We start from the raw sequence: 25,418 nt of genomic DNA, 5'->3' as shown, positions 1-25,418 counted from the left end.
TCTTCAGAGCTTCCGCAAAAAGGTCGGGCTGCCGGATCGGCCCGTGAACATGGGAAAAAGCGGCGCGCCGCATACATCGGCGCACCGCTTTGCTATCTTGAAAATCGGAGAAAAGCACGCGCCTTTAGCAGAGCGCGCGCTCAAGTCCGATCAGTCGTTGAGCAGCTTCCACTTGCCATCGGAGATTTGCACCATCACACGCGCGCGATCGTCGAAGCCGTTGTGATCGTTCGATGTCGTGTTCATGATGCCGTGCGCGACGGGCAAGTCCTTCAGATTCTCCAACGCGGCACGCAGCGCCTCACGGAACTCGGGCGTACCCGGCTGCGCTTTCTTCAGCGCTTCGGGGATCGCACGCTGAAGCATCTGACCGGCGTCCCACGCGTGACCGCCGAAGGTGGAAAGCGTACCCGCCCCGTTGGCCTTCTCATAGGCGTTCTTGTACGCCGCCGAGGACTTCTTCACCGGATTGTTTTCCGGCAGTTGCTCGGTCACGAGAACCGGCCCGGCAGGCAGGATCTCTCCTTCGCAATCCTTGCCACACACGCGCAGGAAGTCGTTGTTCGCCACCCCGTGCGTCTGATAAACCTTGCCCTTGTACCCGCGCTCCTTCAACGCCTTCGCCGGCAGCGCCGACGGCGTTCCCGCGCCTGCAATCAGCACGGCATCCGGATTGGCGCCCACCGTCTTGAGCACCTGACCGGTGACGGACGTGTCCGTGCGGTTATAGCGTTCGTTCGCGACGATCTTGAGCTTGTGCGCGCTCGCCGCTGCGTTGAAGACGTTGTACCAGCCGTCGCCGTAGGCATCCGCGAAGCCGATGAAGCCCACTGTCTTCACGCCGTGCTTCTCCATGTAACTGGCGATGGCGTCGGCCATGAGCGCGTCGTTCTGCGGCGTCTTGAAGACCCACGCTTTCTTGCCATCCATCGGTGCAATGATGGAAGCCGATGCCGCCATCGAGATCATCGGTGTCTTCGAAGCCGAAGCGGCATCGATCATCGCGAGCGAATTGGGCGTTACCGTTGAACCGACGACTGCATCGACATGATCCTCGTCTATCAGCTTGCGCGTGTTCTGCACGGCGCGGCTCGTGTCGGAGCCGTCATCCAGCACGATGTACTCGACGGACTTGCCGCCAATTTCCTTTGGCAACAACGCGATGGTATTTTTCTCGGGAATCCCGAGCGATGCCGCCGGTCCCGTGGCCGAGAGCGTCACGCCAATCTTCACTTGCGCGAAGGCCGCGCCCGAGCTTACGAGCGCGCCCCCCGCGATGGCGAGCGCGACGCTTGCCCTGATCCATGTGTGCTTCGTTTTCATTGCTTGTCTCCAAACGCGACCGGCTGTACGCGCCGCTGCGAGTTGTTATCGATGAAGCTTGCTCACTGCCGTCTGAATAGCCGCCCCAATCTATGTACCGCGAAACCACGTGCCTAGGCTGGTTTTCCCTGACCGTCGGCAGGCGCTGCATGGGGTTTTTCGCGCCCTCTTCTCTTCCATTACGGCATGCAGAAAAAAAGGCGCGACCATGACAGACGCGCCTTCTTCGTTTGCGTGATTTCACATGCTCAGTTGCCCGAGAGCTTCCACTTGCCGCCGACGATCTCCACCATCACGCGAGCACGCTGATCAAGACCGGAGTGATCGTTCGCGCTCATGTTGAAGATGCCGTGCGATGCAGGCAAGTCCCTGGTTCCCTCGATAGCCGTGCGCAATGCCTCGCGAAACGCGGGCGTTCCTGGCTGACCCTTCTTCAAGGCAATGGGAATAGCGCGCTGGAGAATGAGGCCCGCATCCCACGCATGACCGCCGAACGTCGAGACCGAACCCGCGCCGTATGCGCCTTCATAAGCCTTCTTGTAAGTGAGCGCGGCTTGCTTCACCGGATTGCTGTCCGGCAATTGCTCGGCGACCAGCAACGGTCCGGCGGGCAGGAACGTGCCTTCGCAATCCTTGCCGCATACGCGCAGGAAGTCGTTGTTGGCAACGCCGTGCGTTTGATAGATCTTGCCCTTGTAGCCGCGCTCCTTGAGCGTCTTCTGCGGCAGCGCGGCGGGTGTTCCAGCACCGGCGATGAGCACCGCATCCGCGTTCTGCGACATCATCTTGAGCACTTGCCCCGTGACCGATGCGTCGTTGCGCGCGAAGCGCTCGTTGGCCACGACGCGAATTTTCGCGAGCTCCGCCGCCTTCGTGAACTCCTTGAACCAGCTCTCGCCGTAGGCGTCCGAGAAGCCGATGAAGGCAACCGTCTTCACGCCATGATTCGACATGTGCTGCGCTATGGCGGTCGCCATGAGGATGTCGTTCTGCGGCGTCTTGAAGACCCACGCCTTCTTCGCATCCATGGGTTCGACGATGCTGGCCGCGGCCGCCATCGAGATCATGGGCGTGGTGGTCTCGGCGGCGATGTCGATCATCGCGAGGGAATTGGGAACGACCGTCGAACCGACGAGCGCATCGACGTGGTCTTCGCTCGTGAGCTTGCGCGCGTTCTTCACGGCTTGCGTGGAATCCGTGGCGTCATCCAACACGATGTACTGCACCTTCTGCCCCGCCACTTCCTTCGGCAGCAACGCGATGGTGTTCTTTTCCGGAATGCCGAGCGAAGCCGCCGGGCCCGTTGCCGAAACCGTCACGCCTATCTTTACGTCCGCGAAAACCTGAGTGCTGAATACCGCCGATAAACCCGCGACAGCCATTGCGACCGTCTTAACGCGTAAAGCCCACTTCATTGATTTGCGCCCCGTCTTGATCGTGAAACGTCCAGTTTGAAGCCCGCGTCTTTTCACCGACCGATGGGTCGGGAAATGCAGTTTAGCGGAGGCGCGTCATGCACAGCAAGCGTTTTGCAGGGCTTATGACGGCTGTCGAACGTAAGCTGCGACCGGGTGTGAATGCGAGTTTTTTGAATCCGCCGAAACGGTATGCGGATTATATTTCGGCGACGCGAAATATCGACGCAAAACAAAACAGCCAATAAAAAAGCGCTGTTGGAATCATCCAACAGCGCTTTCGGTCGGGCACTTGGTGCCTCATGTCTCCTCGTTCTCCACCTCAAAAATCTGGGTGCAACAGAACTAAGCAGAATGTTATCGACTGTATCGTTTCGCAACAACCTAGCATTTACCCTAGTGGTGCATAAAAGCACCTTAAGAGGGCGATTTCGAGGTCGTTAACCGTGCATTGCGCGCGTGTCGTTGCTTGAACAGTATTTGTTCGGATATCCAACTAAATGGTTAACCCTGTAGCGGTCTGACACGCGCCACGATTTCACCCACAATGCCGCGCCGAAATGCGAGCACGCATGCGATAAAAATCAGGCCCGTCACGATAGTCACGGATTCACCCAGCGAATTGAACCAGTCCACGCCGGTGAGTCGCGCAAGTCCGCCGCCGATATCGCCGAGCCGGTCTTCCAGCGCAACGATGATCGCCGCGCCGAGCAACGGACCGAACATGGTGCTCATGCCGCCGACGAGCGTCATCAGCACCACCAGGCCGGACATCGTCCAGTAGGCATCGCCGAGAGTTTCGAAGCCGAGCACGAGCGTCTTCAGCGCACCGGCAAGCCCTGCGAGACCCGCCGACAACACGAACGCAAGCAGCTTGTAGCGCGCGGTATCGTAGCCGAGCGATACCGCGCGCGGCTCGTTCTCCTTGATCGCGATCAGCACTTGCCCGAACGGCGAATGCACGATACGCACGATCAACGCAAACGCCAGCAACATGACGACAAGTACGACGTAATAGAGCGTGATGTCACTGCCGAGGTTCAACGCGCCGAAGAGCTTGCCGCGCGGCACGCCTTGCAAGCCGTCTTCGCCATGCGTGAACGGCGCCTGCAGGAACACGAAGTAGACCATCTGCGCGAGCGCGAGCGTGACCATCGCGAAGTAGATGCCTTGGCGGCGAATCGCCAGAAGACCGACGATCAATCCAAGCACGGTCGCCACCGCCGTTCCCGCGATCACGCCGAGTTCGGGCGTCAACCCCAATGTCTGGATGGCATAGCCCGCGGTGTAACCCGCGCTTGCCAGAAACATCGCGTGCCCGAAAGACAGCAAGCCCGTATAGCCGATCAACAGATTGAACGCCGCCGCGAACAACGCGAAGCACAGCACTTTCATCATGAAGACCGGATACACGCCCGCGAAGGGCGCGACGATCAAAGCGATCAGCAACAAGCCGTAAAGCGCTTTTCTCTGCATCATTTTTCCTTGCCGAACAGTCCGGCGGGCCGCACCATCAGCACGAGCGCCATGATGACGAAGACAACGGTCGCGGACGCTTCCGGATAAAACACGCGCGTCAGGCCTTCGATGATGCCGAGCAAAAGACCCGTGAGAATCGAGCCCATGATCGAACCCATGCCGCCGATCACCACGACCGCGAACACGGTGATGATCATCGACTGGCCCATCAGCGGCGACACTTGAATCACCGGCGCGGCCAGCACCCCCGCAAAGGCCGCAAGCGCGACGCCGAAGCCATAGGTGAGCGTGATCATGAGCGGCACGTTGATGCCGAATGCCTCGACGAGCTTCGGGTTCTCCGTGCCCGCGCGCAGATAAGCGCCAATGCGCGTCTTCTCGATCACGAACCATGTCGCGAAGCACACCGCGAGCGATGCCACGACGACCCACGCGCGATAGTTCGGCAGGAACATGAAGCCGAGATTGGTCGCGCCCGTCAGAAGCGAGGGCACGTCGTAAGGCTGACCCGACGAACCATAGATGGAACGGAACACGCCTTCGATCACGAGCGTGAGGCCGAACGTAAGCAACAAGCCGTAGAGATGATCGAGCTTGTACAGCCAACGCAGCATCGAGCGTTCGATAACCATGCCGAAGAGGCCGACGATAAGCGGCGCGAGCACGAGCATCGCCCAATACGGCACGTTGAGATACGAGGCGCCCATCCACGCGAGCATGGCGCCGAGCATGAACAACGCGCCGTGCGCGAAGTTGATGACGTTGAGCAAGCCGAAGATCACGGCGAGCCCGAGACTCAGGATCGCGTAGAACGAGCCGTTCACCAGTCCGAGGAGCAACTGGCTCATCATCGCGGCGAGCGGAATGCCGAAAATTTCCATTGAACCTGCCGTCAGGAATGGGTCGATTAAGTCATCGCGGCAAGCGGCCAATGACAGCCGCTTGCCGCATCAACCGTGTGCGCTTATTTCCACGCCGCGCAGCGCGACTCCGCCTTCGTGCCGAATGCCTGATCGCCGGGAATCGTCGCCGTGATCTTGTAGTAGTCCCACGGCTCCTTCGACTCCGACGGCTTCTTCACTTCCATGAGATACATGTCGTGGATCATCGCGCCGTCCTGGCGGATGGTGCCCTTCGCGTAGAAGTCGTCGATCTTCGTCTGCTTCAACTGCGCCATGATCTTGTCGCTGTCGGTCGTGCCCGTGGCCTGCACGGCCTTCAGATACGTCGTGACAGCCGAATAGTCCGCGGCCTGCAGGCTCGTCGGCATCTTCTTCATCTTGTCGAAGTAGCGCTTGGCCCACGCGCGCGTCTTGTCGTCCTTGTTCCAGTACCAGCTATCCGTCGCCACGAGGCCTTGCGTGGTTTCGAGTCCCAGGCTGTGGATGTCCGTCAGGAAGATCAGCAACGCGGCGAGTTTCATCGACTTGTTGATGCCGAATTCCTTCGCTGCCTTGATCGAGTTGATGGTGTCGCCGCCCGCGTTCGCAAGACCGAGCACCTGCGCCTTCGATCCTTGCGCCTGCAACAGAAACGACGAGAAGTCCGACGCCGACAGCGGATGGCGTACATCGCCGAGCACTTGGCCGCCGTTGGCCTTCACCACATCGGCCGTGTTCTTTTCGAGCGCCTTGCCGAACGCGTAGTCGGCGGTGAGGAAGTACCACGACTTGCCGCCCTGCTTCGTCACGGAGGAACCGGTGCCCTTGGCGAGCGCCATGGTGTCGTACGCATAGTGCACGGTGTACGGTGTGCACTGCTCGTTCGTGAGGTTGTCCGCGCCCGCGCCGATGTTGATGTACGGAACCTTCTTCTCGCCCGCGACCTGATTGGTGGAAAGCGCGGTAGCCGAGTTCGTGCCGCCGATGATCACGTTCACGCCATCGCGGTCGATCCACTCACGCGCGCGCGATGCCGCGATATCCGCCTTGTTCTGGTGATCCGCATACACGAGTTCGATTTGCTTGCCGTTCACCTTGCCGCCGAAGTCCGCAATCGCCATGCGAATGGCTTCGAGACCGCCCTGGCCGTCGATATCGGCGTAGAGACCCGACAGGTCGGTAATGAAGCCGATCTTCACCGTGTTGCCGTCGGCCGCGTGAGCAGCGTTCATGGACGCCACACTCGCCGCCGCAGCCGCAAAGCAAAAAGTGGAAAGGCGCGCGAGGGTCTTCATTTTCATTGCAGTCTCCGTGAGTTTTTGGTTGTTGCGTGCTGCCTGAGCCGTGCCGCTTTACGTGCCGCTTCAACGTGCCGCGTTTGTCGATTTAAGAACGATTACACCCCGAGCAATTCGTGCAGCACCGGCATCTTCGCTTCGAGTTCCCCCGCGCCGAAATGCTCGACGATGTTTCCATGCTCCATCACATAGAAGCGGTCCGCGAGCGGCGCCGCGAAACGAAAATTCTGTTCGACCATGACGATGGTGTAGCCACGCCCCTTCAGCATGAGGATCATGCGCGCAAGTGTCTGCACGATGACGGGCGCAAGCCCTTCCGATATCTCATCGAGCAGCAGCAAATTGGCGCCGGTGCGCAGAATGCGCGCCACCGCGAGCATTTGCTGTTCGCCGCCCGAGAGCCGCGTGCCCTGACTCGCGCGCCGCTCCTTCAGATTCGGGAACATGGAGTAGATCTCGTCCAGCGGCATCGCCTCTTTCGGATTGCCGGTCACCGGTGGCAGGAGAAGATTTTCTTCGCAGGACAAGCTCGAAAAAATGCCGCGCTCCTCCGGACAATAGCCGACCCCATGATGCGCGATCTTGTGTGTGGCAAGCCCAATGGTCTCGCGTCCGCCCACGCGGATAGAGCCCGTGCGCCGCCCGGTCAATCCCATGATGGCGCGCATCGTGGTCGTGCGCCCCGCGCCGTTACGGCCGAGCAGCGTGACCACTTCGCCGCGATTCACCTTCAGATCGACACCATGCAGAATGTGCGATTCGCCGTACCACGCCTGCAAGCCTGCTATTTCCAGCGCGGGCACATGACCCGCTGCGCCGTTCGCCTCTTGCGAGCGGCGCGCTTCCACGATCGTGCTCATGCGTGCGCTCCGGTGAGCGCTGCATCGGCGCTGCCCATGTAGGCTTCCATCACGAGCGGATTCTTCGATACTTCCGCATAGCTGCCTTCCGCGAGCACTTCGCCGCGCTGAAGCACCGTGATGGTGTCGGAGATGCCCGCGATCACGTTCATGTTGTGCTCGACCATCAGAATGGTGCGTCCCGCCGAGACCTTCTTGATGAGCGCCGTCACGCGATCCACGTCCTCGTGCCCCATGCCTTGCGTCGGTTCGTCGAGCAGCATGAGTTCGGGTTCCATCGAAAGCGTCGTGGCAATTTCCAGCGCGCGCTTGCGGCCGTATGAAAGCTCGACGGTTTTCGTATCGGCGAAATCGGTCAGGCCCACTTGCGTGAGCAAATCCATCGCGCGGTCGTTGAGGGCATCGAGCGAACGCTCGCTGCGCCAGAACTGGAACGACGTGCCGAGCTGCCGCTGCAGGCCGACGCGCACGTTCTGCAGCACGCTCAAGTGCGGAAACACGGCGGAAATCTGGAACGAACGAATGATGCCGCGCCGCGCGATATGCGCCGGGCGTTCGCGCGTGATGTCGGTGCCGTTGAAGACGATCTGGCCCGCGGTGGGTTCGAGGAACTTGGTGAGAAGGTTGAAACAGGTCGTCTTGCCCGCGCCGTTGGGACCGATCAGCGCGTGGATCGAACCGCGGCGCACGCGCAGGTTCACGCCATTCACGGCCGTGAAGCCTTTGAATTCCTTCGTGAGCCCTCGCGTTTCCAGAATGGTGTCGCCGAGAATCATGTCCCCTTCCATGCGAAGTGAAACGCTAAGCGGATGACTTCGCCTGCGCCTTATTTTTTATCCGCGCATACCGGACGCGGGTTTCGCGCCGATACCGCTTTGCCTCGTGCGCCGCTGTTGCGGTTGCACAAAAGTGTGCGCGCGATAAGCCGAGCATCACCTGATTCGAGGCCATTGTCGCCGCAATGATGCAGCGCAATCATTGGGATTTGCACTTACTTACGCCGTTGAAAGCTCGGGCTGTCGGACATGCGAAGGCCTCGCATGACGCCGTCTCGTGCGAGGCCGCAAAACGCGCCGTTCATCGTGCGGTCATGCAAGCGCGGTTGCGATGACCTCTTGCGCTTCCATGCCGCGCCGGTCTTCGCGAATCATGTCGCTTGCGCGTTCGGCGATCATCAGCGTCGGCGAATTCGTGTTCCCGGAGGTGATGACCGGCATCACCGATGCATCGACCACGCGCAATCCGCGCACGCCGATCACGCGCAGACGGCTATCGACCACGGCGGCGGGATCGTTGTCCGTACCCATGCGGCATGTGCCGACCGGATGAAAAATCGTCGTGCCGATATTGCCTGCCGCTTCGATCAGTTCTTCCTGCGTCTGGAACTGGATGCCGGGCAGAATCTCTTCGGGCGCATGTCGCGCCAGCGCGGGCGCGCTGACGATACGCCGCGTGAGCTTCAACGCGTTGACGGCAACTTCGCGGTCGTGTTCCGTGGAAAGATAATTCGGCGCGATGAGCGGTGCCGCGTGCGCATCCGGCGAGCCGATATGCACGCTGCCGCGCGACGTAGGCCGCAGATTGCATACGGACGCCGTGAACGCATTGAACGCGTGCAAGGGCTCGCCGAAGCGTTCGAGCGACAACGGCTGAACGTGATATTCGACATCGGAGCGCTTGATGGATGCGTCGTCGGGATTGGATTTGGCGAACGCGCCGAGTTGCGACGGCGCCATCGACATGGGGCCGCTGCGCAAGAGCGCGTATTGCATGCCGATGAAAAGCTTGCCCCACCATTTGGCCGACAACGTATTGAGCGTGCGCACGCCGTTCACTCTGTATGCCATGCGCAATTGCAGATGGTCCTGCAGATTCTCGCCGACGCCGCGCAGATCGCGCACGACATCGATGCCGAGCCGCTGCAGCCGCGCGCCATTGCCGATGCCCGAGAGCTCGAGAATCTGCGGCGAGTTGACCGCGCCCGCGCTGAGAATCACCTCGCAACGCGCCCGCGCGATGTAATCGACGTCGCCGCCGCGATATTCCACGCCCGAGCACCGCATGCCCTCGAACACGAGCCGTTGCGTGTGCGCGCCGGTGATGGTCGTGAGGTTCGGGCGCTTCATCGCTTCACGCAGGAATGCTTTGGCCGCGTTCCAGCGAATGCCGCCGCGCTGGTTCACATCGAAATAACCGACGCCTGTGTTGTCGCCGCGATTGAAGTCATCGGTTGCGGGAATGCCGCTTTGCTGCGCGGCTTGCGAGAAGGTTTCGAGAATCTTCCACTTGAGACGCTGTTTTTCCACGCGCCATTCGCCGCCCGCGCCATGCCACTGATTCGCGCCGCCGTGATGATCCTCGCTGCGCTTGAAGATGGGCAGCACGGAATCCCACGACCAGTTCGGGTCGCCGCTGATATGCGCCCAGTCATCGTAGTCTTCGCGCTGGCCGCGCATGTAGATCATGCCGTTGATGGATGAACATCCGCCGAGCACGCGACCGCGCGGATAAGACAGCGCGCGCCCGTTCAGACCCGCTTCGGCTTGCGTCTTGTACAGCCAGTCCGTGCGCGGATTGCCAATGCAGTACAAGTAGCCGACGGGAATGTGAATCCAGTGATAGTCGTCCTTGCCGCCCGCTTCGAGCAGCAGCACGTTCACGTTGGGGTCTTCGCTGAGGCGATTGGCGAGCACGCATCCGGCCGTGCCCGCGCCGACGATGATGTAGTCGAATTCACCTTCCAGCTTGCGGGCGTCCTGTTTCATCGCTGTCTCCTGATGGCCGGATATGCCGTCTGTCGCGGCATGGTCTGGCGAGAGTAACGCCGCAAGCCGCAGCAAATCCAATGAGATATGTTCATCGGCGATATAAGTCGCGCTAATATCAGCGCATGGACTACACACTTCTGCGCGCTTTCATCACCGTCGCTCGCGAAGGCAATCTCACGCGCGCGGCGGCGCAATTGCATGTCACTCAGCCAGCGGTCAGTCTCCAGATCAAGAATCTTCAGGAGATGCTCGGCGTCGTGCTGTTCTCGCGGACATCGCACGGACTTTTGTTGACGCGCGACGGCGAAGCGCTGCTGCCGCACGCGGAACGCGCGCTCGTCGCCGCCGCAGATGTCCAACGCGCCGCCGCCGCATTGCGCGACGAAGTGAGCGGCACGTTGCGCATCGGGACGATTCTCGACCCCGAATTTCTGCGCCTTGGCGGCTTTCTGCGGCAACTCGTGGAAGCTTATCCACGCATTGAAACGGCGTTGCGGCATGGCATGTCGGGTTGGGTGCTCGAACGCGTGAAGTCGCGCGAACTGGATGTCGGCTACTACATCGGCGACCCTGCGGCGGACGGCACGCGCGATGGCGAGCGCTTTCATGTCGTGCGGCTGACGCCCTTCGACTATCGCGTGCTCGCGCCCGCCGGCTGGCATAACCGCGTGAACAAGGGAAAGCGCAACTGGGCGACGCTCGCGCGGTTGCCGTGGATCTGGACGCCGCCGGAATCCGCGCACAACCGGCTGCTATCGAAGATTTTCCGCGACGCCAACGCGTCGCCGACCATCGTCGCCGAAGTGGATCAGGAGCCGTCGATGCTCGATCTCGTCAAATCGGGCGTGGGCCTTTCGCTCGCCCGCGATTCGATCGCGCTTCGGGAGGCGCACGCGCATGCGCTGACCATCGTCGAGGGCGTCACGGTATCGACACAACTGTCGTTCGTGACGCTCGCCGAACGCCGCGAGGAACCGGCGATTGCGGCGGCGCTGCGGCTCATCGACGCCCAATGGTCGATGTAAGGCGAAGTTCAAGCGGCCTTCATCGAAACTTTGCTAGGCTTGAGCGCAGATGCTTCATTCAAGGCAAACCGCTCAACCGGAGTCCTCCATGGCACGCAACATCGAAATCAAGGCACGCGCTCATCAGTTCGACCAATTGCGTGAGCGCGCCGCCGCGCTCGCCACCGACAGGCCGCTGGTGTTTCGCCAGCAGGACTTCTTCTACGACGTGCCCACCGGCCGTCTCAAGTTGCGCCAGTTCGACGACGGCACGCCATCGGAGCTGATCTTCTATCAGCGCGACGACCGCGACGGCCCGAAAGTCTCGTATTACTCGCGCAGTCCCGTGACGAATCCCGAAGCCATGCATACGCTGCTCGCGCAGGCGCTGACCACGCGCGGCATCGTCACGAAGGAAAGGCATGTCTATCTTGTCGGGCGCACGCGCATCCATCTGGATCGCGTGGATGGGCTTGGGGACTTCATCGAACTCGAAGTGCTGCTGGGTCAGGAAGACGACGAAGCCGGCGGCGAGGAAGAAGCGCACGCCATGTTCGCGCGTCTTGGCGTGGAACAGACGGATCTGGTGCCGGTTGCTTATGTCGACTTGCTGAATCCGACGCTTCAGGCGGAATCGGTCGACAAGTGACCTAGCGGAAGCGGACCGTTGCGCTTGAATGTCGTGAGCACGATGTTCGAGCGCACGCTATCGACGCCGGGAACGCGCATCAGCTTCTTCATCACGAAGGTGGACAGCGCGTTCAGATCGGGCGCGACGATCCGCAGAAGGTAATCCGCATCGCCGACGGTCGCGTGGCATTCGAGCACTTCGGGCAGCGTCTCGATCTGCTGCTGAAACTCCTCGATGATCGAATCGCCGTGATGCTTGAGCTTCAGGCTCGTGAACGCGGTCACACCGAGGCCGAGCTTTTCTGGCCGCAACACCACCCGATATCCTTCGATCACGCCGGTCGCTTCGAGCCGCTGCAGTCGACGGCCGATCTGCGACGGCGACAGCGGCACCTGCTCGCCCAATTGCTGATGCGTGGCGCGACCGAAGCGTTGCAGCACATCGAGCAAAGCGAGATCGAAATGATCGAGTTCCAGCATGATTGGGCGCGCGCGAAAGCGAAAACGAAGATGCGACTTTAGCGCATGAAAGTGCCATCACTCACATACCCGACGCGCCGAAGGGCCGTTTCGCGCGGAGCTTAACGCCTGCTTACGGCAACCGACAAGGTAACAGCCGTATTACCAACCGTGACATGATCGAAAGGATCGAAAAGCGCCTTTTGCCAGCTTCACGTCATGGATGGAAGCCGATGCGAAGCTTGGAGAAAGAAATCGTGCTGAAATCTTTCGGTCGTGCAGGCTGATTTATAAGCGCGTGTAATGTAGCCGCGTGACGCGCGCCCGTGGACCCGGCCGATCGACCGGCACTTCTGACTGACGCTGTACAATCAGCAGCGCAACTAGCCTGGGCAACGTTCAGGCAGAAAGTCATCCGGTGTACGGCCGCTCGCGGCTCGAGGTTACGTTCGCGCGACGCCGCATGAGAATCAACGGATTTGATCCGGCTCGAACCCGCGCCGCCGCGTCGTGCATGTCACCGGCTTGGGCGCCGGCTCGGGTTAAACCCATCGTACTTGAGCGAGTTCATGCGAATCCTTCTGATTGAAGACGACCGCCCCATTGCGCGCGGCATCCAGAGCAGCCTCGAACAGTCGGGCTTCACGGTCGATATGGTCCACGACGGCATCTTCGCCGAGCAAGCGCTCGCGCAGAACCGCCACGAACTGGTCATTCTCGATCTGGGCCTGCCGGGCATCGACGGCATGACGCTTCTGGCGCGCTTTCGCCAGAGCAACCGGCATACGCCGGTCATCATCCTCACCGCGCGCGACGAACTGCATGACCGCGTGCAAGGGCTGAACAGCGGCGCCGACGACTACATGCTCAAGCCCTTCGAGCCGCAGGAACTGGAAGCGCGCATTCGCGCCGTGATGCGCCGTAGCGGCCCGCACGGCGACGTGCCGCGCCCCGAAGTCACCTTGGGCGGCTTGCGTCTGTCGGGCGTGGATCGCCGCATCTTCAACGACGAGCGTCCGCTCGAACTGTCGCCGCGCGAATTCGCCGTGCTGGAAATGCTGCTGCTGCGTCATGGCCGCGTCGTCAGCAAGGCGCAATTGCAGGATCACCTGACGCATTTCGGCGGCGATCTCGGCGATACGGCCATCGAAGTTTATGTGCATCGCGTGCGCAAAAAGCTCGAAAACACGCGCGTGGAAATCGTGACGGTGCGCGGCTTCGGCTATTTGCTTCAGGAGATCCGTCAGGCGACGTGACGTCCCGGCGGTAGAACGGTTTGCGACTTCCCACCCGGCGCGCGGGCGATCAGCGTTTCGCCCGCGAAGATTGGCTCGATCTGGCGCGATCTAAGGCCACCGAAGTTCCCGCGTCACCGAGCCTGCGGCGCACGCTGTTGCGCCGCCTGGCCGCGCCGCTGTCCCTGCTCGCGCTGATGAGCGGCCTGATGGCGTACTGGCTCGCGTGGCAGTACACGCAGCACGTGGTGGACCGTTCTCTCGCGGATCTCGCCACCGCCATCTCCAAGCAGATTCAGCTCGCGGGCGTCGATGCCCCCGTCACCGTTCCGCCGCTCGCCCAGGCGATGTTCTCCGATCCGGTGGAGCAGCTCGTCTATCGCATCAGCACGGGCGACCAGGAAATTGCCGGCGAGCCCGATCTGCCGCTGACCGGCACCGCCGTGCGGCGCATCCACTATGCATACGTTTTCGAAACGCACTATCAGGGCGTGAGCGTGCGCGCCGCGCAAGTGCGCGTGCCGCAGCCGACGGGCAATCCTATCGTGGTCGAAGTGGCGCAGCGCGTGGGCTCGCGCTACAGAATCGCGGTGGAGTTTCTCTTCGCGATCATGATGCCGCTGCTGCTTTTGCTGCTCGCAGGCTGGGTGATCGTATGGCGCGTGGTAAATCAGCAATTGAACCCGCTCACCGATCTCGCCGACACGCTCAACCAGCAGACCCACATCTCGCTCGAACCCGTCGACGAAACCTTCGTGCCAAGCGAAATCCGTCCGCTCACGAGCGCCATGAACGGCTTGCTCGTGCGCCTTCAGGCCGCGCTCGATGCACAACGCAAATTCATCGCCGATGCCGCGCACCAATTGCGCACGCCGCTTACCGCCGTCAAGCTGCACGCGGAGCAAGCGCTTAGTTCGCGCGATCCGGCGAAGGCCATCGAAGCGGTGAAGGAACTGCGCGCATCGGCGGATCGCGCGGTGCGTTTGTCGAATCAACTGCTTTCGCTCGCGCGCGCCGAACCGGGCGAACAAGCCGCGCGTTTCACCGACTTCGATCTCGCCACGCTCGCGTTCGAAACCGGCGCGGAATGGGTGCCGCGCGCGTTGTCGGCGGGCGTGGATCTGGGCTTTCAGCGTCTCGACGACCCCGACAACGAACATCCGATGATGGCGCGCGGCAATATCGTGCTGACGCGCGAGGTGATCGCGAATCTCATCGACAACGCGCTCAAGTATGTGCCGCCGTCGCGTCATGAAGGTTCGCGCATCACGCTGACCATCGGCGACTGGCACGATGCACAAGGCAAGCGTTTCGGCGAGGTGGTCATCGAGGACAACGGTCCCGGTGTGCCGCCGGATCAGCAACCCGATCTCTTCAAGCGCTTCTTCCGTGGCGACGGTCAGATGGTGGAAGGCGGCGCGGGACTCGGGCTCGCCATCGTTCACGACATCATCTCGCTGCACGGCGGCACGGTGCATTACGAAGACGCTCCGGAAGGCGGCGCGCGCTTCATCGTGCGTATGCCGCTCAAGGACGGCGCGGCGCCAGCCGCCGCAAAATAAAAAGCCACGGCATGATTCCATGCAGTGGCTTCTTTACCATGGCGTTGCAAGCGCCTATTTCTTCAGCGCGAGCATGGTTCCGCGACACTTCTTCGCGCCGCAACGGCATTCGTATTCTTTCTTGAGCTTCTTCGTGATGCGGCCTTCGATCACGAGGCCGTAGTCGTAATTGAGCTCCTCTTCCGGCTCGATGTCGCGCAGGGCGTGGATGAACACGCGCCCTTCCACTTCCTCGGCTTCGCAATTCGGCTTGCACGAATGATTGATGTACTTCGCGCTGTTGCCGTCGATCTTGCCGTCGATCACGCTGCCGTCGTCGAGCGCGAAGTAGAACGTGTGATTCGGCTCATCCGGATTGTGCGGATGCCGGCGCAGCGCTTCCTTCCACGAGATACGCTCGCCCTTGTATTCCATCACCTGCTCACCCGCCGCGATGTGCTTCACGGCGAATACGCCCTTGCCATGTACTCCCGAGCGGCGGACGGTGATCCTGCGTGAACTCATCGAACGAATCCTTAATAAACGAGGTGTGGGGTTGGCTTCATGTCCACTTCGTCTTGGATCGTCTCGACGAAAGCGGATAAAAAAAACGCGGTGGCCGCTGAGGCGCCGCGTTGGCATGGTTGAACGTGCTGTTCAACTCAATCGTTATCGTACACTCCCGGGCCGCTGTCGAACAACTGGCCCGTGAGTATCCGTGGGTCGACTGATGATGTTGGTTAGCGCTGGCCGAACGCCACGTCGCCGAACAGGTTCTTCAGTTCGCGCGGCTGCGAGCGCCAGTATTGCGGCGGCGCCGTGACGGTCGCGCCGAGCTCGGCGGCGGCGTGCCACGCCCAGCGTGGATCGTACAGCGCGGCCCGCGCGATGGCGACGAAGTCCGCCTTGCCGCTACCAACGATCGCCTCGGCTTGCTGCGGCTCCGTGATGAGACCGACCGCGATGGTCGTCACGCCCGTGGCTTCCTTGACCGCCTGTGCGTACGGCACCTGATAGCCCGGCCCGAGCGTGATCTTCTGCAGCGGCGATACGCCGCCCGACGAGACATCGATCCAGTCGACATCGCGCTTCTTCAGTTCCGCCGCGAACGCGATCGTGTCCTCGATGGTCCAGCCGCCCTCGACCCAATCCGTCGCGGACACGCGCACGCCGACGGGCTTGTCGGCGGGAAACGCGGCGCGCACGGCCTCGAAAATCTCGAGCGGATAACGCATGCGATTTTCGAGCGAACCGCCGTATTCGTCGGTGCGCTGATTGGCGAGCGGCGACAGAAACTGATGCAGCAGATAACCATGCGCCGCATGCACTTCGATGCCGTCGATACCAAGCCGCGCCGCCCGTTTCGCCGATGCGACGAACGCTTCCTTCACGCGAATGAGGCCGGCCGCATCGAGCGCGAGCGGCGGCGTCTCGCCTTCCTTGTGCGGAATGGCCGAAGGTGCGTGCGTCATCCAGCCGCCGTCGGCAACCGGGATCAGCTGGCCGCCATCCCACGGCTTGTTGCTCGACGCCTTGCGGCCCGCGTGCGCGAGCTGCATGGTCACGGCGATATCCGAATACTGGCGGATGGCCGCGAGGACCGGACGCAGCGCGGCTTCGGTCGCGTCGTCCCAGAGACCGAGATCGCCAGGCGTGATGCGGCCGTCAGGCTCGACCGCGGTCGCCTCGATGACGAGCATGCCCGCGCCCGAGAGCGCGAGTTGGCCCAGATGGATCATGTGCCACGCGGTGGCCTCGCCGCGTTCGGCGGAGTACTGGCACATCGGCGAAATGACGATGCGATTGGGAAGCTGAAGGCTGCGTAAGGTCTTGGGAGTGAAAAGCGCGCTCATGTCGAAGGCTCGGTGAGAAAAGATGCGATCGAGAATAGCATCGGGATTTCTTCCGTGCAGGATGCATGCGGTCCCACCCGCCGCAATCCGCGCCTTGACTTTCAGCCCTGACGTTCGGTGCAGGGAAACTTGTCGAGCCATTCGTGGAACATGGCGCGCGCCGCGCGTTCGAGGGCGGGACCGTGGCGCGCCGTCTCTTCACGCAGCGTGACGGCCGTGGCGCCGCTCCTGGCGATATCCGCGGGATAGGTGACGAGCCAGCTCTCGAACCGGTCTGGCAGCACTTCGGGATGGCACTGCAGCGCAAGCACATGCTCGCCCCACGAGAACGCCTGATGCGCGCAAGCTTCCGTCGATGCAAGCAAGCTCGCGCCTTGCGGCAAATCGAAGGTGTCGCCGTGCCAGTGAAATACGGGAATGGGTTTGCCATCGGCTTCGAGATGACGCAGCGGCGACGCGCGCCCGGCGTCGGTCAGCGCAAGCGGCGACCAGCCGAGCTCCAGCTTTCCCGACGAATACACGCGCGCGCCGAGAGCACGCGCGATCAGCTGAGAGCCAAGACAGATGCCGATAGTCGGCAAGCCCGCCGCAATGCGCTTTTCGAGCATCGACAAAAGCGGAGCCAGATGGGGATACTGCGCATCGTCGTAGGCGCCGATCGGCCCGCCGAGCACGACCATGAGCGATGCATCGAGCGGATCGGGCGCGTCTATGCGTCCGCGGCCCACGTCGAGATAACGCACGAGATGGCCGCGGTCGCCGAGGACCAGTTCGAGGCTGCCCAGATCTTCGAAATAGACGTGGCGAATCGCCAGGACTTCATGTTTCATCGGCGGGTTTCCGTGGCTCGGACTGCGGAGTAGAGACGAGCCGCGCCTCGCCAGGAGGCGCGACGCGCACAGTCTAACCGACTCGACGCGGCCTCACAGCGTACCTTTGCACCGATCGACCCGGGTTGTCCCGGGCCGTTGCCGTTCAGGCGATTTGCGCGAAGACCTTCCAGCTCTTCTTCTGCGTGGCGACGTCGGCTTCTTCGTATACCGAACAGTCGAGACGCAGATTGGTATCCGCCATGTCGATCTGAAGCAGTGCGCAATGATGCAGCACCTTCTTCGGATTCTTGCTCGGCTGGAAATGCGCGCACGACAGACACATCCGATGCGCCGGAATCTGCTGTTGTGTTTCGAGCTGCCGGATGGTCTTGAGCAAGCTGCGGTAAAGCGCCGCTTGCTCTTCCTCACGCAATGTGCCGACTGCCTTCGCGAGGAAGTCCGGCCATTGCAGCGCGCGCTTGGCGGCCGTGCGGCCGCGTGCGGTCAGACGTACCGCCAGTGCGCGACCGTCGTCGAGTGCACGGCGCTTTTCGACGAGCCCCTTGCCTTCGAGCGTGCTCACGGCGTCGCTGGTGGTCGCGGCGGTCAGCGCGGTTTCCCGTGCAATCTCGCCGAGGCGCATGGGCCCCTTGCGCTGCATCAGCAGTACGAGAATTTCACCCTGGGTTGGCGTAAGCCCCGCGCCTTCCGCCCATTCCCAGGCCTGGCTGCGCATCGCTGTGCTCAGCCTCAGCAGGCCGTGGGTCACCCGCCCCGTCGCCTGCTCTCCGTATAAACCTTCACTCATGATCTTTCGCTTGTTGTTCCGCTTATGGGTTTTGACGGCATGTTCGCTAACCAACGAACACCACGTCCCCTAAGCCGCCCCAGGAACCTGCTGCCTGTGCATTGCTGTCAGTATTCCAAAGACCGCCTTCAGGTCGTGGTCCCCGCCGTCTCAAAATTCAGGCGTACCAAGCCAATTCGCTTTGCCTGAATGGGGGACATGCAACCCTCTTCGTTATGCGCCATCTTGTCACCAGCCACTTCACCACCCTGCTCGACAATCTTGCTTTGCGTCCAAAGTGACCGGTTGCGGCGCTATGTTTTTGCCGACTATGACGCGCCGTCGGCAACGTCGCCATTCTAAGCGACCTAGAACAAACGTACACCTTAATTATTCACGCAAAACTGTGGATAACCCGTGGAAAAACGTAGCGTTTGGTTGTGAGCGAATTCTCGATAAGCCAAGGCATCTTCCGACCACCCTTTGTCTTATCCTTGGTCGCGCGCATCCATTCAACTTTGATTCACCGCCTTATCGTTTTTCCAATTCGTTGACCTTGCAGCGCTTTTTAACGTTTTCCATAGCGTCGCGCAGCCCTCGTTACCTTCTATTACGTAGGTATACGGACTTCTCACGGGAAACCTTAGAGATGCCGTAACGATTCACGTAACGTTCAGGCAACGAGCTTATTCCTAAGTTCCGCATGCACGCGTTTCATACACAACATAGCGAGACCGAAGTTTCAAAGCACGAAGGCCGTTTCGACTTTCATCGAAACGGCCTTTCGTCTTGATTCTCACTTCAACGCGTGTGTAAGGGCAGCGTCATGCGCGCCATTGCAGGCATTGCTGACGTACGGCTTCATGGAGCGACTTCTCTTTGTCGAAAACGCCGCGCAACCAAGTGGCGTCATTCATGCCACCGCGTGCAATGTCCGCGATTTGCGCGAGCGCCGCTTGCGAACCCAATGCTTCGGCATGCGGTGCAAGTACATCCAGCGTTGCGAGAATATCTTCGCCGATGGTGTGCCGCTCTCCCGACTGCGGATGCACGCAAGTGCCTTCCAGACCGAAGCGGCAAGCTTCGAAACGATTGAATGTGTAGACGAGGTAATCGTCTTCTTGCGGCGTAAGCGGTTTATCGAGCAGCAAATACCGCGACAACGTTTGTATATAGCAAGCAATCGCCGCAGCGCGATCGACAGAAAGTGGCGTATCCATCACGCGAACCTCGATGGTGCCGAAACCCGGCTTCGGCCGGATATCCCAGTAGAAGTCCTTCATGCTGTTCACGACGCCCGTGTGCACCATCTTCGAAAAGTATTCCTCGAAGCTGTCCCACGTGAGGACAAACGGCGCGCGTCCGGAAAGCGGGAACGCGAATACTGAATTGAGTCGTGCCGAATGGAAGCCGGTATCGACACCCTGGATATACGGCGACGATGCCGAAAGCGCTATGAAGTGCGGAATATAGCGCGACATCGAATGCAACAGGAACAGCGCGCTATTCGGGTCCGGACAGCCGATATGCACGTGCTGGCCGAACACCGTGAATTGCTTGGCCAGGTAGCCATAGAGTTCGGAGATGTACTGGAAGCGCGGCGCGTCGTAAATTTGCCGGTCGCTCCATTGCTGAAAAGCATGCGTGCCGCCGCCGGCAAGGCCGACATTGAGTTGATCCGCCGCCGCGACCAACGTATCGCGAATCTTGCGCAGGTCGGTGACGGCCTGTTCATGCGTCGTGCAGATGCCGGTCGAAAGCTCGATCATGCTTTCGGTGATTTCCGGCGTGATGTTGCCCGGAATCTCTTCGTCCTTGATGAGACGCATGAGGTCCGACGCGGCGCGGGTCAGATCGTAGTCGTGCGTATTGACGACCTGGATCTCAAGCTCCACGCCGAAGGTGAACGGCTCGGAGTCGATAAATGGTTCGAGTGCCATGACGCCTCTAGAAAATTCAATGCCCGTGCGGTGCGGTGCGGCGCCTATTCGCGCCGCTCGCCCACCGCCGACAGGCTACGGTACACCAGGAACGGCGACACGATTTGCAGCACGACGATCGAGCACATGACGATCGCGCGAAGCGTCGGGTCGTAGCTCGGATAAAGCACGTACATGTCGTCGACGAGCAGGTAGGCAAGCGCGGACATCGGCGTGAGCGCGACGCCCAACGCCGCGCCCTGCTTCCAGTCGAGCCCGCTCGGCTTTGCGAAAATCATCACGCCGGCCAGCTTGCCGATGAAGCGCGCGACGATCAGCGCGAGCGCCGCTACACCGCCAAGCGCGATATCGCGCCATTCGAACGACGTCAGTGTCAGCGCAAAAAGAATGACGGTCAGCAGCCATCCAGCGGAACCGAAATGCGTAGGCCAGAGTTGCGGCTTTTCATCAGCGTTCTTAACGATGATGCCTGCTGCAAGCAGCGCAAGAATGATCGACAGCTTGAAGATATGCGCGATCGCGATAGCCAGCAGCACGAGACCGAACAACGCGACGAAGGAGTGCTCGTCGTTCGCATTCAGACGCCGATACAGCAGGTTGCATGCACGCGCGAGCAGGAAGGCCAGCACGAGCGAACCGATCAGCAGATAAAGCGGCTGCAGAATGGTTGCAAACGCATTGCCGTAAATTTCCTGATGCAACACGCCGGCCGCGAGTTTTTCGACGATCACCGCGTACATGCTGTTCAACGCGGTCAACGTGAGAAGACGCTGCGTGACCTGTCCTTCGGCGCGCAATTCGGTCTTCAATTGGATGACCATTGCGGGCGACGTCGCCATGGCGATGGCCGCGATGACGATCGAAGGCATTGTCGGCACGTTGCATAACATCAACGCAATCAGCACGAAGCCGAAGGTGAGCGTGGCTTCGGCGATGCTCGACAGAATCAGATACGGATTGCGGCGGATCCAGCGCAAATCGAGCCGGCCGCCGAGTTCGAAGAGCAATAGCCCGAGCGCGACATCCAGCAGAGGCCGTGAGATGGCGCCTGCGCTTACGTCGATCACACCGAGTCCCGCGTTACCGGCGATCAGCCCGATGACCGCATAGCCCGTGATACGCGGCAGACGCCATGCGCGCCAGAGCAATTCTCCGGCGAGGCCGGCGGTGACGAGCGCAAGACCTGCCCAAAGAATGGCATTGGGTTCGAGCGGCCAGGCGGGCAAAAACGAAAAGGCCGAATTCATCGTGTTTGCTTCTCCTTCGTTGCAGCAGAGGATGCACGTTCTGTTGCGTGACTTTGCGCGCGCGGCGCATCCGAGCGGCTCGCCTGTTCAGGCGAATGAGTTCATTCAAATGAAACGAAAGCGAACGAACACGGCGTCACGGAACCAGCCGTGCACGAATTAGACGACGCACCCGGCTCGCCATCGCGCGGCTTACGACTCGCGCGCATTGAGATGGTGACGGATGCGGGCAAGACAAGCGGCGCTTGCCCGGAGGCGGGCCGACGGCCAGACGACAGCGCGGCCCTGGTTGATCAGATTCGTGGCGCGCGCTCATCGTTCCGTTGAAGCGGTCGCCGTCTGAACGGCGCGACGCGGGAAGAAGCGCGATTGTGCCATACCTCGATGACCGTGACAGGGAAGTCCAGGCTCATGATTTTTATGAAGTAAAAGCGACAACCGCGCACACGCGAAGGCGGCAAGGCTGACCGGCCGGCGGTTTGCGGATTCGTTTTCTCTCTTCCGATAGCCTCTGTGTCAGGTGTTTACAGGTTTACTGTATATACACGTAGTAGTAGTTAACAAGCACCTGCCTTACCTGTGGATAAGACCAATTTCTCCTTTCCAAACAAGCGATTGTGAAAAGCAGAACGCAGCGGTAAACATGTTCAGGCATGGCGGTCAACTTTGAACAACTTTCGGGACGCTCGGGCACTCGTGCAGGTTGTCCCGTTTACGTGCACAACGAGTCCACAACTCGTTCTTCGGTAAACCCGGGTCTTATCCACAACCCGGCTTGGATAACTACGTTGCGTCGAATTGACCGTGACGCAGCGCTCGCAATAAAAAGCGCGCGGGATCGATCGACTCGGCGAGTTCGCGTTCGATGACCCAAGGTTCGCCTTCGATCTGCGAGACGATGAGTTCCGCGGCGAGCGTCGCCCAGACGAGCCCGCGCGAACCGAAGGCAAACGCGCCATACAAACCCGGCATGCGCGGCAGGTCGAGCGGCCACGCGCCTTTGAGGCGGGCGGCGTCGGCGCGCGCGGCGGCTTCATCGGCGAACTGGCCGATCATCGGCATGCGGTCGCTCGTCACGCAACGGAACGCGACGCGGCCTTGCTTCACATGCGCCGTCGCTTGCAGTGCCGGAAGCATGGCTCCAACGCGCTCGATGTTTTCCCGATGCCCTGCGTCACGAACTTCGATATCGGGATCGTCGATGTCATAGGTCGCGCCGATCAGCGTGCCTCGTTCGCCCAAAGGCACCCCATAACCTTCGCCGATGACGGGAACGCGCAATCCATCGAGCGTGGTGCTGTCCAGGACGCTGAGTTGTCCGCGAACGCTGCTCGTCGTTGCATCATCGAGATATGCGAGTCGCGCAGCTTCATGCGCGTTCGCCAGCACGAGAATCGGCGCTCGCGCGACCTCCGCGTCGTGCGTGTCGAAGACGCGCCAGTTGTCACCATCACGTTCGATGCGCGCCACTTCCGTGTTCATTCGCGTCGTCAGCGCGGCGCCGGCATCGGCAAGCTGCGCCGAGCAGACCGATGCCGGCGAGATCGCGCCGCCGTGCGGGAAGAACCATCCGCCGCGCGCGACATCCACGCCTGCGATACGCGATGCATCGGCGCTGGATACCGAACTCACGTAGTCGCGCGGATACGCGAAACGGGCGATGGCGTCGGCGATCGCGGCGGCGTCTTCGGGCGTGTCCGCGATTTGCAGCAAGCCATCGCGGCTACGTTGCAAGTCGTATGAGCGCGCTTCGAGCGCTTGCCACTGACTCAGCGCGAACAAAAAGCCCGCACGGGTGAGCCGCGCGGCGACGCTGTCATCGCGCCAGACGATGGGATGAAACACGCCAGCCGGATTGCCCGACGCGTCGCGCGCGGGCAGCGCGTGCCGGTCGATGAGCGTGACATGCCAGCCGCGCGCCGCGAGACGCGATGTCATTGCAGAGCCCGCGAGTCCCGCGCCGATCACGATGGCTTCGCGCGACTGGACAGCGGACGCGCGCGGCGGTTCGTGACGACGCACGCGCCAGCGCGGGGCGAAGCGCGCGCTTCGGTCGTCGGCACACGTGAAACCCGATGCCTCCAATGCGCGTCGCAACGAGGCGGCGTCCGCGATGTTCGTCGCCGATACGGTTGCGTCATCGCCCGCAAGCCGCGCGATGCCCTTGCACAACCATTGCGGATTGTCGAAGGCGGCGGCGTCGAGATGGAAGGCATCGGCGCGCAGCCACAGTCTCGACAGCATGTCGTTCGGATCGCCGATGGCGAGCGTCAGCACCACGCGCCCTCCATCGAATTCGAGCCGATGCATGCCGGAGACGCGCATCGGCCAGGCGTTTATCAGTGCGTCCGCGAGCACGTCGCCGTTCTTCGACGGCGCTGCATCGAGCGCATGCAACGGCGCGATGACGACTACATGCAGACGTTCGCAACGCGCGTTGTCATCGCGCCAACGTCGCCAGATGTCGAGAAAGCGGTTGGTGTGCGCGAATTGCGTATCGACGAAAGTAAAGACGCGCCGATGCCGCCAGCGCGCGGGAAGATCGTGCAGCTCGAAAAGCTTGTCCGTAGGCAACGATGATTCGGTCATGCGAAAAAGGGAAGGGAAGCGAAGGCGTCCGCTATACCGGACGAATACGGCAAGACATCGAGCATGTACTAGACAGACGGCGCTTTGGCCGCATGCAAGGCGTTGGGCATCGTGCCTTCGAGCGCGATCGGTTCGACCTCGTGACCGGCGGCGCGCCATGCTTCGAGACCGCCGAAGAGCGGCGCGACATCGTCGAAACCATGCGCGATCAGGTCTTTTGCCGCCAACGCCGCGGATACTTCGTTCGGACAATCGCAGTAGGTCACGATCTTGAGATCGCGCTCGATGCCCGCAAGCTGCGCCGCGATGCCGCCATGATCGAGCAGCAGCGCGCCCGGAATGGCATACGGGTCCATCGCGCGACGCTCGCCGCGACGAACATCGATGACGAGCGGCCGTGGTTCACTCGCAAGCAACGCGCGCAACTCCGCAACCTCGATGCGCGCCATGCGCAGGCGTCGCAACAACGTGACGCGCCGCCACCAGCGCGCGCCGAGATATAGCGCGAGCACGACGACCGCGATTGCCAGGACGCCGCGACCGAGCCAGTCGAGCAGGGCGAGCGCCTTATCGACGAGATCGGCGAACATCGCGCCGAACGTCACGCCGAGTCCCGACCAAAGGATCGCGCCGAGTGCGTCATAAAACAGAAAGGTGCCGAAGCCGACGCCGGTCGCGCCCGCCACGGGAATGGCCAGCGTTGAAAGGCCGGGGATGAACTTGGATACCGCGAGAATACGCACGCCGAAGCGGCCGAAGAAGTCGAGACTGCGGTTCACGCACGTGTCGCGCGAGATGGAAAGCTTGCACAGAACGCCCAGCACGCGGCTGCCATAACGGCGTCCGAGCCAGAACCAGAGTGTGTCGCCGAGCAATGCGGCGGTGCTTGCGACCACCACGATAGCGACGAGCGGCGCGAATGCGGAGGCGGGAAACATGGCCGTGAGACCGCTTCTTCCGAGGCTCGCGGTGACTGCGATGGCGCCCGTCAGAACCAATGTGGGCAAGGCTGGCAGCGGCAGACCGAGGCATTCCAGCAGAACGTTGGCAAAAACCAACGGCAGCCCGTATTCGATGATCAGCTCGCGTAGCATGGACCGCACCCCGGAGTTCTATGCTCAAAAAAACCGCCCGCAAGCCCGGAAAATATAAGGGTAAATCTTTGAAACCCTTGTCCTGATTGGGTTTGCGCTGCGCTATCATACCAAGCGCCGCGTATAGAGGCGGCGCGAGGGCAATGAAGCGAAGCATGGCCGTAGAAGTGGCGCGAAAGAACGCCAGTTCGTCGCAAAGGCGC

General features: G+C 61.4%; 22 protein-coding genes. 5 read left to right on the top strand and 17 right to left on the bottom strand.

What is annotated here, in order from left to right:
• Positions 1-150 precede the first annotated feature (150 nt).
• The 8 genes from ACYQ47_RS21860 to ACYQ47_RS21825 all read right to left on the bottom strand — a co-directional run bounded on the left by ACYQ47_RS21860 (position 151) and on the right by ACYQ47_RS21825 (position 10,021).
• The gene (locus ACYQ47_RS21860; RefSeq protein WP_250466197.1) at positions 151-1,323 is read right to left on the bottom strand and encodes an ABC transporter substrate-binding protein; all 1,173 of its coding nucleotides are present in this window, start codon (positions 1,321-1,323) and stop codon (positions 151-153) included.
• Between the two features lie 248 nt (positions 1,324-1,571).
• The gene (locus tag ACYQ47_RS21855; protein WP_459906831.1) at positions 1,572-2,738 is read right to left on the bottom strand and encodes an ABC transporter substrate-binding protein; all 1,167 of its coding nucleotides are present in this window, start codon (positions 2,736-2,738) and stop codon (positions 1,572-1,574) included.
• Between the two features lie 504 nt (positions 2,739-3,242).
• The gene (locus ACYQ47_RS21850; protein ID WP_244828141.1) at positions 3,243-4,214 is read right to left on the bottom strand and encodes a branched-chain amino acid ABC transporter permease; all 972 of its coding nucleotides are present in this window, start codon (positions 4,212-4,214) and stop codon (positions 3,243-3,245) included.
• Positions 4,214-5,098 carry a branched-chain amino acid ABC transporter permease gene (locus tag ACYQ47_RS21845; RefSeq protein ID WP_244826620.1) on the bottom strand — a complete coding sequence of 295 codons (885 nt, stop codon included), beginning with the start codon at positions 5,096-5,098 and terminating at the stop codon, positions 4,214-4,216. The genes ACYQ47_RS21850 and ACYQ47_RS21845 overlap by 1 nt, the downstream gene beginning before the upstream one ends.
• Before the next feature lie 83 nt (positions 5,099-5,181).
• Complete coding sequence (locus ACYQ47_RS21840; protein WP_459906829.1) at positions 5,182-6,399, bottom strand: ABC transporter substrate-binding protein; 1,218 nt, start codon at positions 6,397-6,399, stop codon at positions 5,182-5,184.
• Between the two features lie 95 nt (positions 6,400-6,494).
• The gene (locus ACYQ47_RS21835; RefSeq protein WP_459906827.1) at positions 6,495-7,256 is read right to left on the bottom strand and encodes an ABC transporter ATP-binding protein; all 762 of its coding nucleotides are present in this window, start codon (positions 7,254-7,256) and stop codon (positions 6,495-6,497) included.
• Entirely contained in the window at positions 7,253-8,032 is a 780-nt protein-coding gene (locus tag ACYQ47_RS21830) for an ABC transporter ATP-binding protein (RefSeq protein WP_244826623.1), read from the bottom strand. The genes ACYQ47_RS21835 and ACYQ47_RS21830 overlap by 4 nt, the downstream gene beginning before the upstream one ends.
• Positions 8,033-8,344: 312 nt before the next feature.
• Complete coding sequence (locus ACYQ47_RS21825) at positions 8,345-10,021, bottom strand: GMC family oxidoreductase (protein ID WP_250466205.1); 1,677 nt, start codon at positions 10,019-10,021, stop codon at positions 8,345-8,347.
• Between the two features lie 125 nt (positions 10,022-10,146).
• Here ACYQ47_RS21825 and ACYQ47_RS21820 point away from each other — a divergent pair, with 125 nt between their 5' ends.
• Together ACYQ47_RS21820 and ACYQ47_RS21815 are read left to right on the top strand one after the other, a co-directional pair.
• Complete coding sequence (locus ACYQ47_RS21820; protein WP_459906824.1) at positions 10,147-11,049, top strand: LysR family transcriptional regulator; 903 nt, start codon at positions 10,147-10,149, stop codon at positions 11,047-11,049.
• A gap of 88 nt (positions 11,050-11,137) precedes the next feature.
• Entirely contained in the window at positions 11,138-11,677 is a 540-nt protein-coding gene (locus ACYQ47_RS21815; RefSeq protein WP_244826626.1) for a class IV adenylate cyclase, read from the top strand.
• Here ACYQ47_RS21815 and ACYQ47_RS21810 read toward each other — a convergent pair.
• Complete coding sequence (locus ACYQ47_RS21810) at positions 11,653-12,138, bottom strand: Lrp/AsnC family transcriptional regulator (RefSeq protein ID WP_244826627.1); 486 nt, start codon at positions 12,136-12,138, stop codon at positions 11,653-11,655. The two genes, ACYQ47_RS21815 and ACYQ47_RS21810, sit on opposite strands and share 25 nt — an antisense overlap.
• A gap of 2 nt (positions 12,139-12,140) precedes the next feature.
• On the opposite strand from ACYQ47_RS21810, the gene ACYQ47_RS21805 reads away from it, so the two are divergent.
• The 3 genes from ACYQ47_RS21805 (at position 12,141) to ACYQ47_RS21795 (ending at position 14,914) form a co-directional block, all read left to right on the top strand.
• Entirely contained in the window at positions 12,141-12,404 is a 264-nt protein-coding gene (locus ACYQ47_RS21805; RefSeq protein WP_459906821.1) for a hypothetical protein, read from the top strand.
• 282 nt (positions 12,405-12,686) lie between these two features.
• Positions 12,687-13,373, top strand: a complete 687-nt coding sequence (locus ACYQ47_RS21800) for a response regulator transcription factor (protein WP_244826629.1) — start codon at positions 12,687-12,689, stop codon at positions 13,371-13,373.
• Between the two features lie 20 nt (positions 13,374-13,393).
• Positions 13,394-14,914 (top strand): sensor histidine kinase, encoded by a 1,521-nt coding sequence (locus ACYQ47_RS21795; RefSeq protein WP_370652049.1) that lies wholly within the window; start codon positions 13,394-13,396, stop codon positions 14,912-14,914.
• Between the two features lie 54 nt (positions 14,915-14,968).
• On the opposite strand, the gene ACYQ47_RS21790 is transcribed toward ACYQ47_RS21795, so the two are convergent.
• The 8 genes from ACYQ47_RS21790 to ACYQ47_RS21755 all read right to left on the bottom strand — a co-directional run bounded on the left by ACYQ47_RS21790 (position 14,969) and on the right by ACYQ47_RS21755 (position 25,215).
• Positions 14,969-15,418: an SET domain-containing protein gene (locus ACYQ47_RS21790; RefSeq protein ID WP_244826630.1), complete on the bottom strand. Its 450-nt coding sequence runs from the start codon at positions 15,416-15,418 to the stop codon at positions 14,969-14,971.
• Between the two features lie 215 nt (positions 15,419-15,633).
• Positions 15,634-16,746 carry an NADH:flavin oxidoreductase/NADH oxidase gene (locus tag ACYQ47_RS21785; RefSeq protein WP_244826631.1) on the bottom strand — a complete coding sequence of 371 codons (1,113 nt, stop codon included), beginning with the start codon at positions 16,744-16,746 and terminating at the stop codon, positions 15,634-15,636.
• Between the two features lie 101 nt (positions 16,747-16,847).
• Positions 16,848-17,576: a glutamine amidotransferase gene (locus ACYQ47_RS21780; protein ID WP_250466213.1), complete on the bottom strand. Its 729-nt coding sequence runs from the start codon at positions 17,574-17,576 to the stop codon at positions 16,848-16,850.
• 145 nt (positions 17,577-17,721) lie between these two features.
• Positions 17,722-18,366 carry a MarR family winged helix-turn-helix transcriptional regulator gene (locus tag ACYQ47_RS21775; RefSeq protein WP_244826633.1) on the bottom strand — a complete coding sequence of 215 codons (645 nt, stop codon included), beginning with the start codon at positions 18,364-18,366 and terminating at the stop codon, positions 17,722-17,724.
• A gap of 803 nt (positions 18,367-19,169) precedes the next feature.
• Positions 19,170-20,285, bottom strand: coding sequence for a YbdK family carboxylate-amine ligase (locus ACYQ47_RS21770; protein ID WP_244826634.1), 1,116 nt, complete (start codon positions 20,283-20,285; stop codon positions 19,170-19,172).
• 44 nt (positions 20,286-20,329) lie between these two features.
• The gene (locus ACYQ47_RS21765; protein WP_250466215.1) at positions 20,330-21,532 is read right to left on the bottom strand and encodes a cation:proton antiporter; all 1,203 of its coding nucleotides are present in this window, start codon (positions 21,530-21,532) and stop codon (positions 20,330-20,332) included.
• 783 nt (positions 21,533-22,315) lie between these two features.
• Entirely contained in the window at positions 22,316-24,106 is a 1,791-nt protein-coding gene (gene mnmC / locus ACYQ47_RS21760; RefSeq protein ID WP_459906817.1) for a bifunctional tRNA (5-methylaminomethyl-2-thiouridine)(34)-methyltransferase MnmD/FAD-dependent 5-carboxymethylaminomethyl-2-thiouridine(34) oxidoreductase MnmC, read from the bottom strand.
• A gap of 83 nt (positions 24,107-24,189) precedes the next feature.
• Positions 24,190-25,215, bottom strand: a complete 1,026-nt coding sequence (locus ACYQ47_RS21755; RefSeq protein ID WP_459906815.1) for a VTT domain-containing protein — start codon at positions 25,213-25,215, stop codon at positions 24,190-24,192.
• Positions 25,216-25,418 lie beyond the last annotated feature (203 nt).

Source organism: Caballeronia sp. HLA56, assembly GCF_054655155.1.
This window is presented reverse-complemented; position numbering and strand designations above follow the sequence as displayed.

Excerpts from the sequence above, each read along its gene's own strand:
- ACYQ47_RS21860 (WP_250466197.1), bottom strand. The coding sequence starts at position 1,323 with ATGAAAACGAAGCACACATGGATCAGGGCAAGCGTCGCGCTCGCCATC.
- ACYQ47_RS21855 (WP_459906831.1), bottom strand. The coding sequence starts at position 2,738 with ATGAAGTGGGCTTTACGCGTTAAGACGGTCGCAATGGCTGTCGCGGGT.
- ACYQ47_RS21850 (WP_244828141.1), bottom strand. The coding sequence starts at position 4,214 with ATGCAGAGAAAAGCGCTTTACGGCTTGTTGCTGATCGCTTTGATCGTC.
- ACYQ47_RS21845 (WP_244826620.1), bottom strand. The coding sequence starts at position 5,098 with ATGGAAATTTTCGGCATTCCGCTCGCCGCGATGATGAGCCAGTTGCTC.
- ACYQ47_RS21840 (WP_459906829.1), bottom strand. The coding sequence starts at position 6,399 with ATGAAAATGAAGACCCTCGCGCGCCTTTCCACTTTTTGCTTTGCGGCT.
- ACYQ47_RS21835 (WP_459906827.1), bottom strand. The coding sequence starts at position 7,256 with ATGAGCACGATCGTGGAAGCGCGCCGCTCGCAAGAGGCGAACGGCGCA.
- ACYQ47_RS21830 (WP_244826623.1), bottom strand. The coding sequence starts at position 8,032 with ATGATTCTCGGCGACACCATTCTGGAAACGCGAGGGCTCACGAAGGAA.
- ACYQ47_RS21825 (WP_250466205.1), bottom strand. The coding sequence starts at position 10,021 with ATGAAACAGGACGCCCGCAAGCTGGAAGGTGAATTCGACTACATCATC.
- ACYQ47_RS21820 (WP_459906824.1), top strand. The coding sequence starts at position 10,147 with ATGGACTACACACTTCTGCGCGCTTTCATCACCGTCGCTCGCGAAGGC.
- ACYQ47_RS21815 (WP_244826626.1), top strand. The coding sequence starts at position 11,138 with ATGGCACGCAACATCGAAATCAAGGCACGCGCTCATCAGTTCGACCAA.
- ACYQ47_RS21810 (WP_244826627.1), bottom strand. The coding sequence starts at position 12,138 with ATGCTGGAACTCGATCATTTCGATCTCGCTTTGCTCGATGTGCTGCAA.
- ACYQ47_RS21800 (WP_244826629.1), top strand. The coding sequence starts at position 12,687 with ATGCGAATCCTTCTGATTGAAGACGACCGCCCCATTGCGCGCGGCATC.
- ACYQ47_RS21790 (WP_244826630.1), bottom strand. The coding sequence starts at position 15,418 with ATGAGTTCACGCAGGATCACCGTCCGCCGCTCGGGAGTACATGGCAAG.
- ACYQ47_RS21785 (WP_244826631.1), bottom strand. The coding sequence starts at position 16,746 with ATGAGCGCGCTTTTCACTCCCAAGACCTTACGCAGCCTTCAGCTTCCC.
- ACYQ47_RS21780 (WP_250466213.1), bottom strand. The coding sequence starts at position 17,576 with ATGAAACATGAAGTCCTGGCGATTCGCCACGTCTATTTCGAAGATCTG.
- ACYQ47_RS21775 (WP_244826633.1), bottom strand. The coding sequence starts at position 18,366 with ATGAGTGAAGGTTTATACGGAGAGCAGGCGACGGGGCGGGTGACCCAC.
- ACYQ47_RS21770 (WP_244826634.1), bottom strand. The coding sequence starts at position 20,285 with ATGGCACTCGAACCATTTATCGACTCCGAGCCGTTCACCTTCGGCGTG.
- ACYQ47_RS21765 (WP_250466215.1), bottom strand. The coding sequence starts at position 21,532 with ATGAATTCGGCCTTTTCGTTTTTGCCCGCCTGGCCGCTCGAACCCAAT.
- ACYQ47_RS21755 (WP_459906815.1), bottom strand. The coding sequence starts at position 25,215 with ATGCTACGCGAGCTGATCATCGAATACGGGCTGCCGTTGGTTTTTGCC.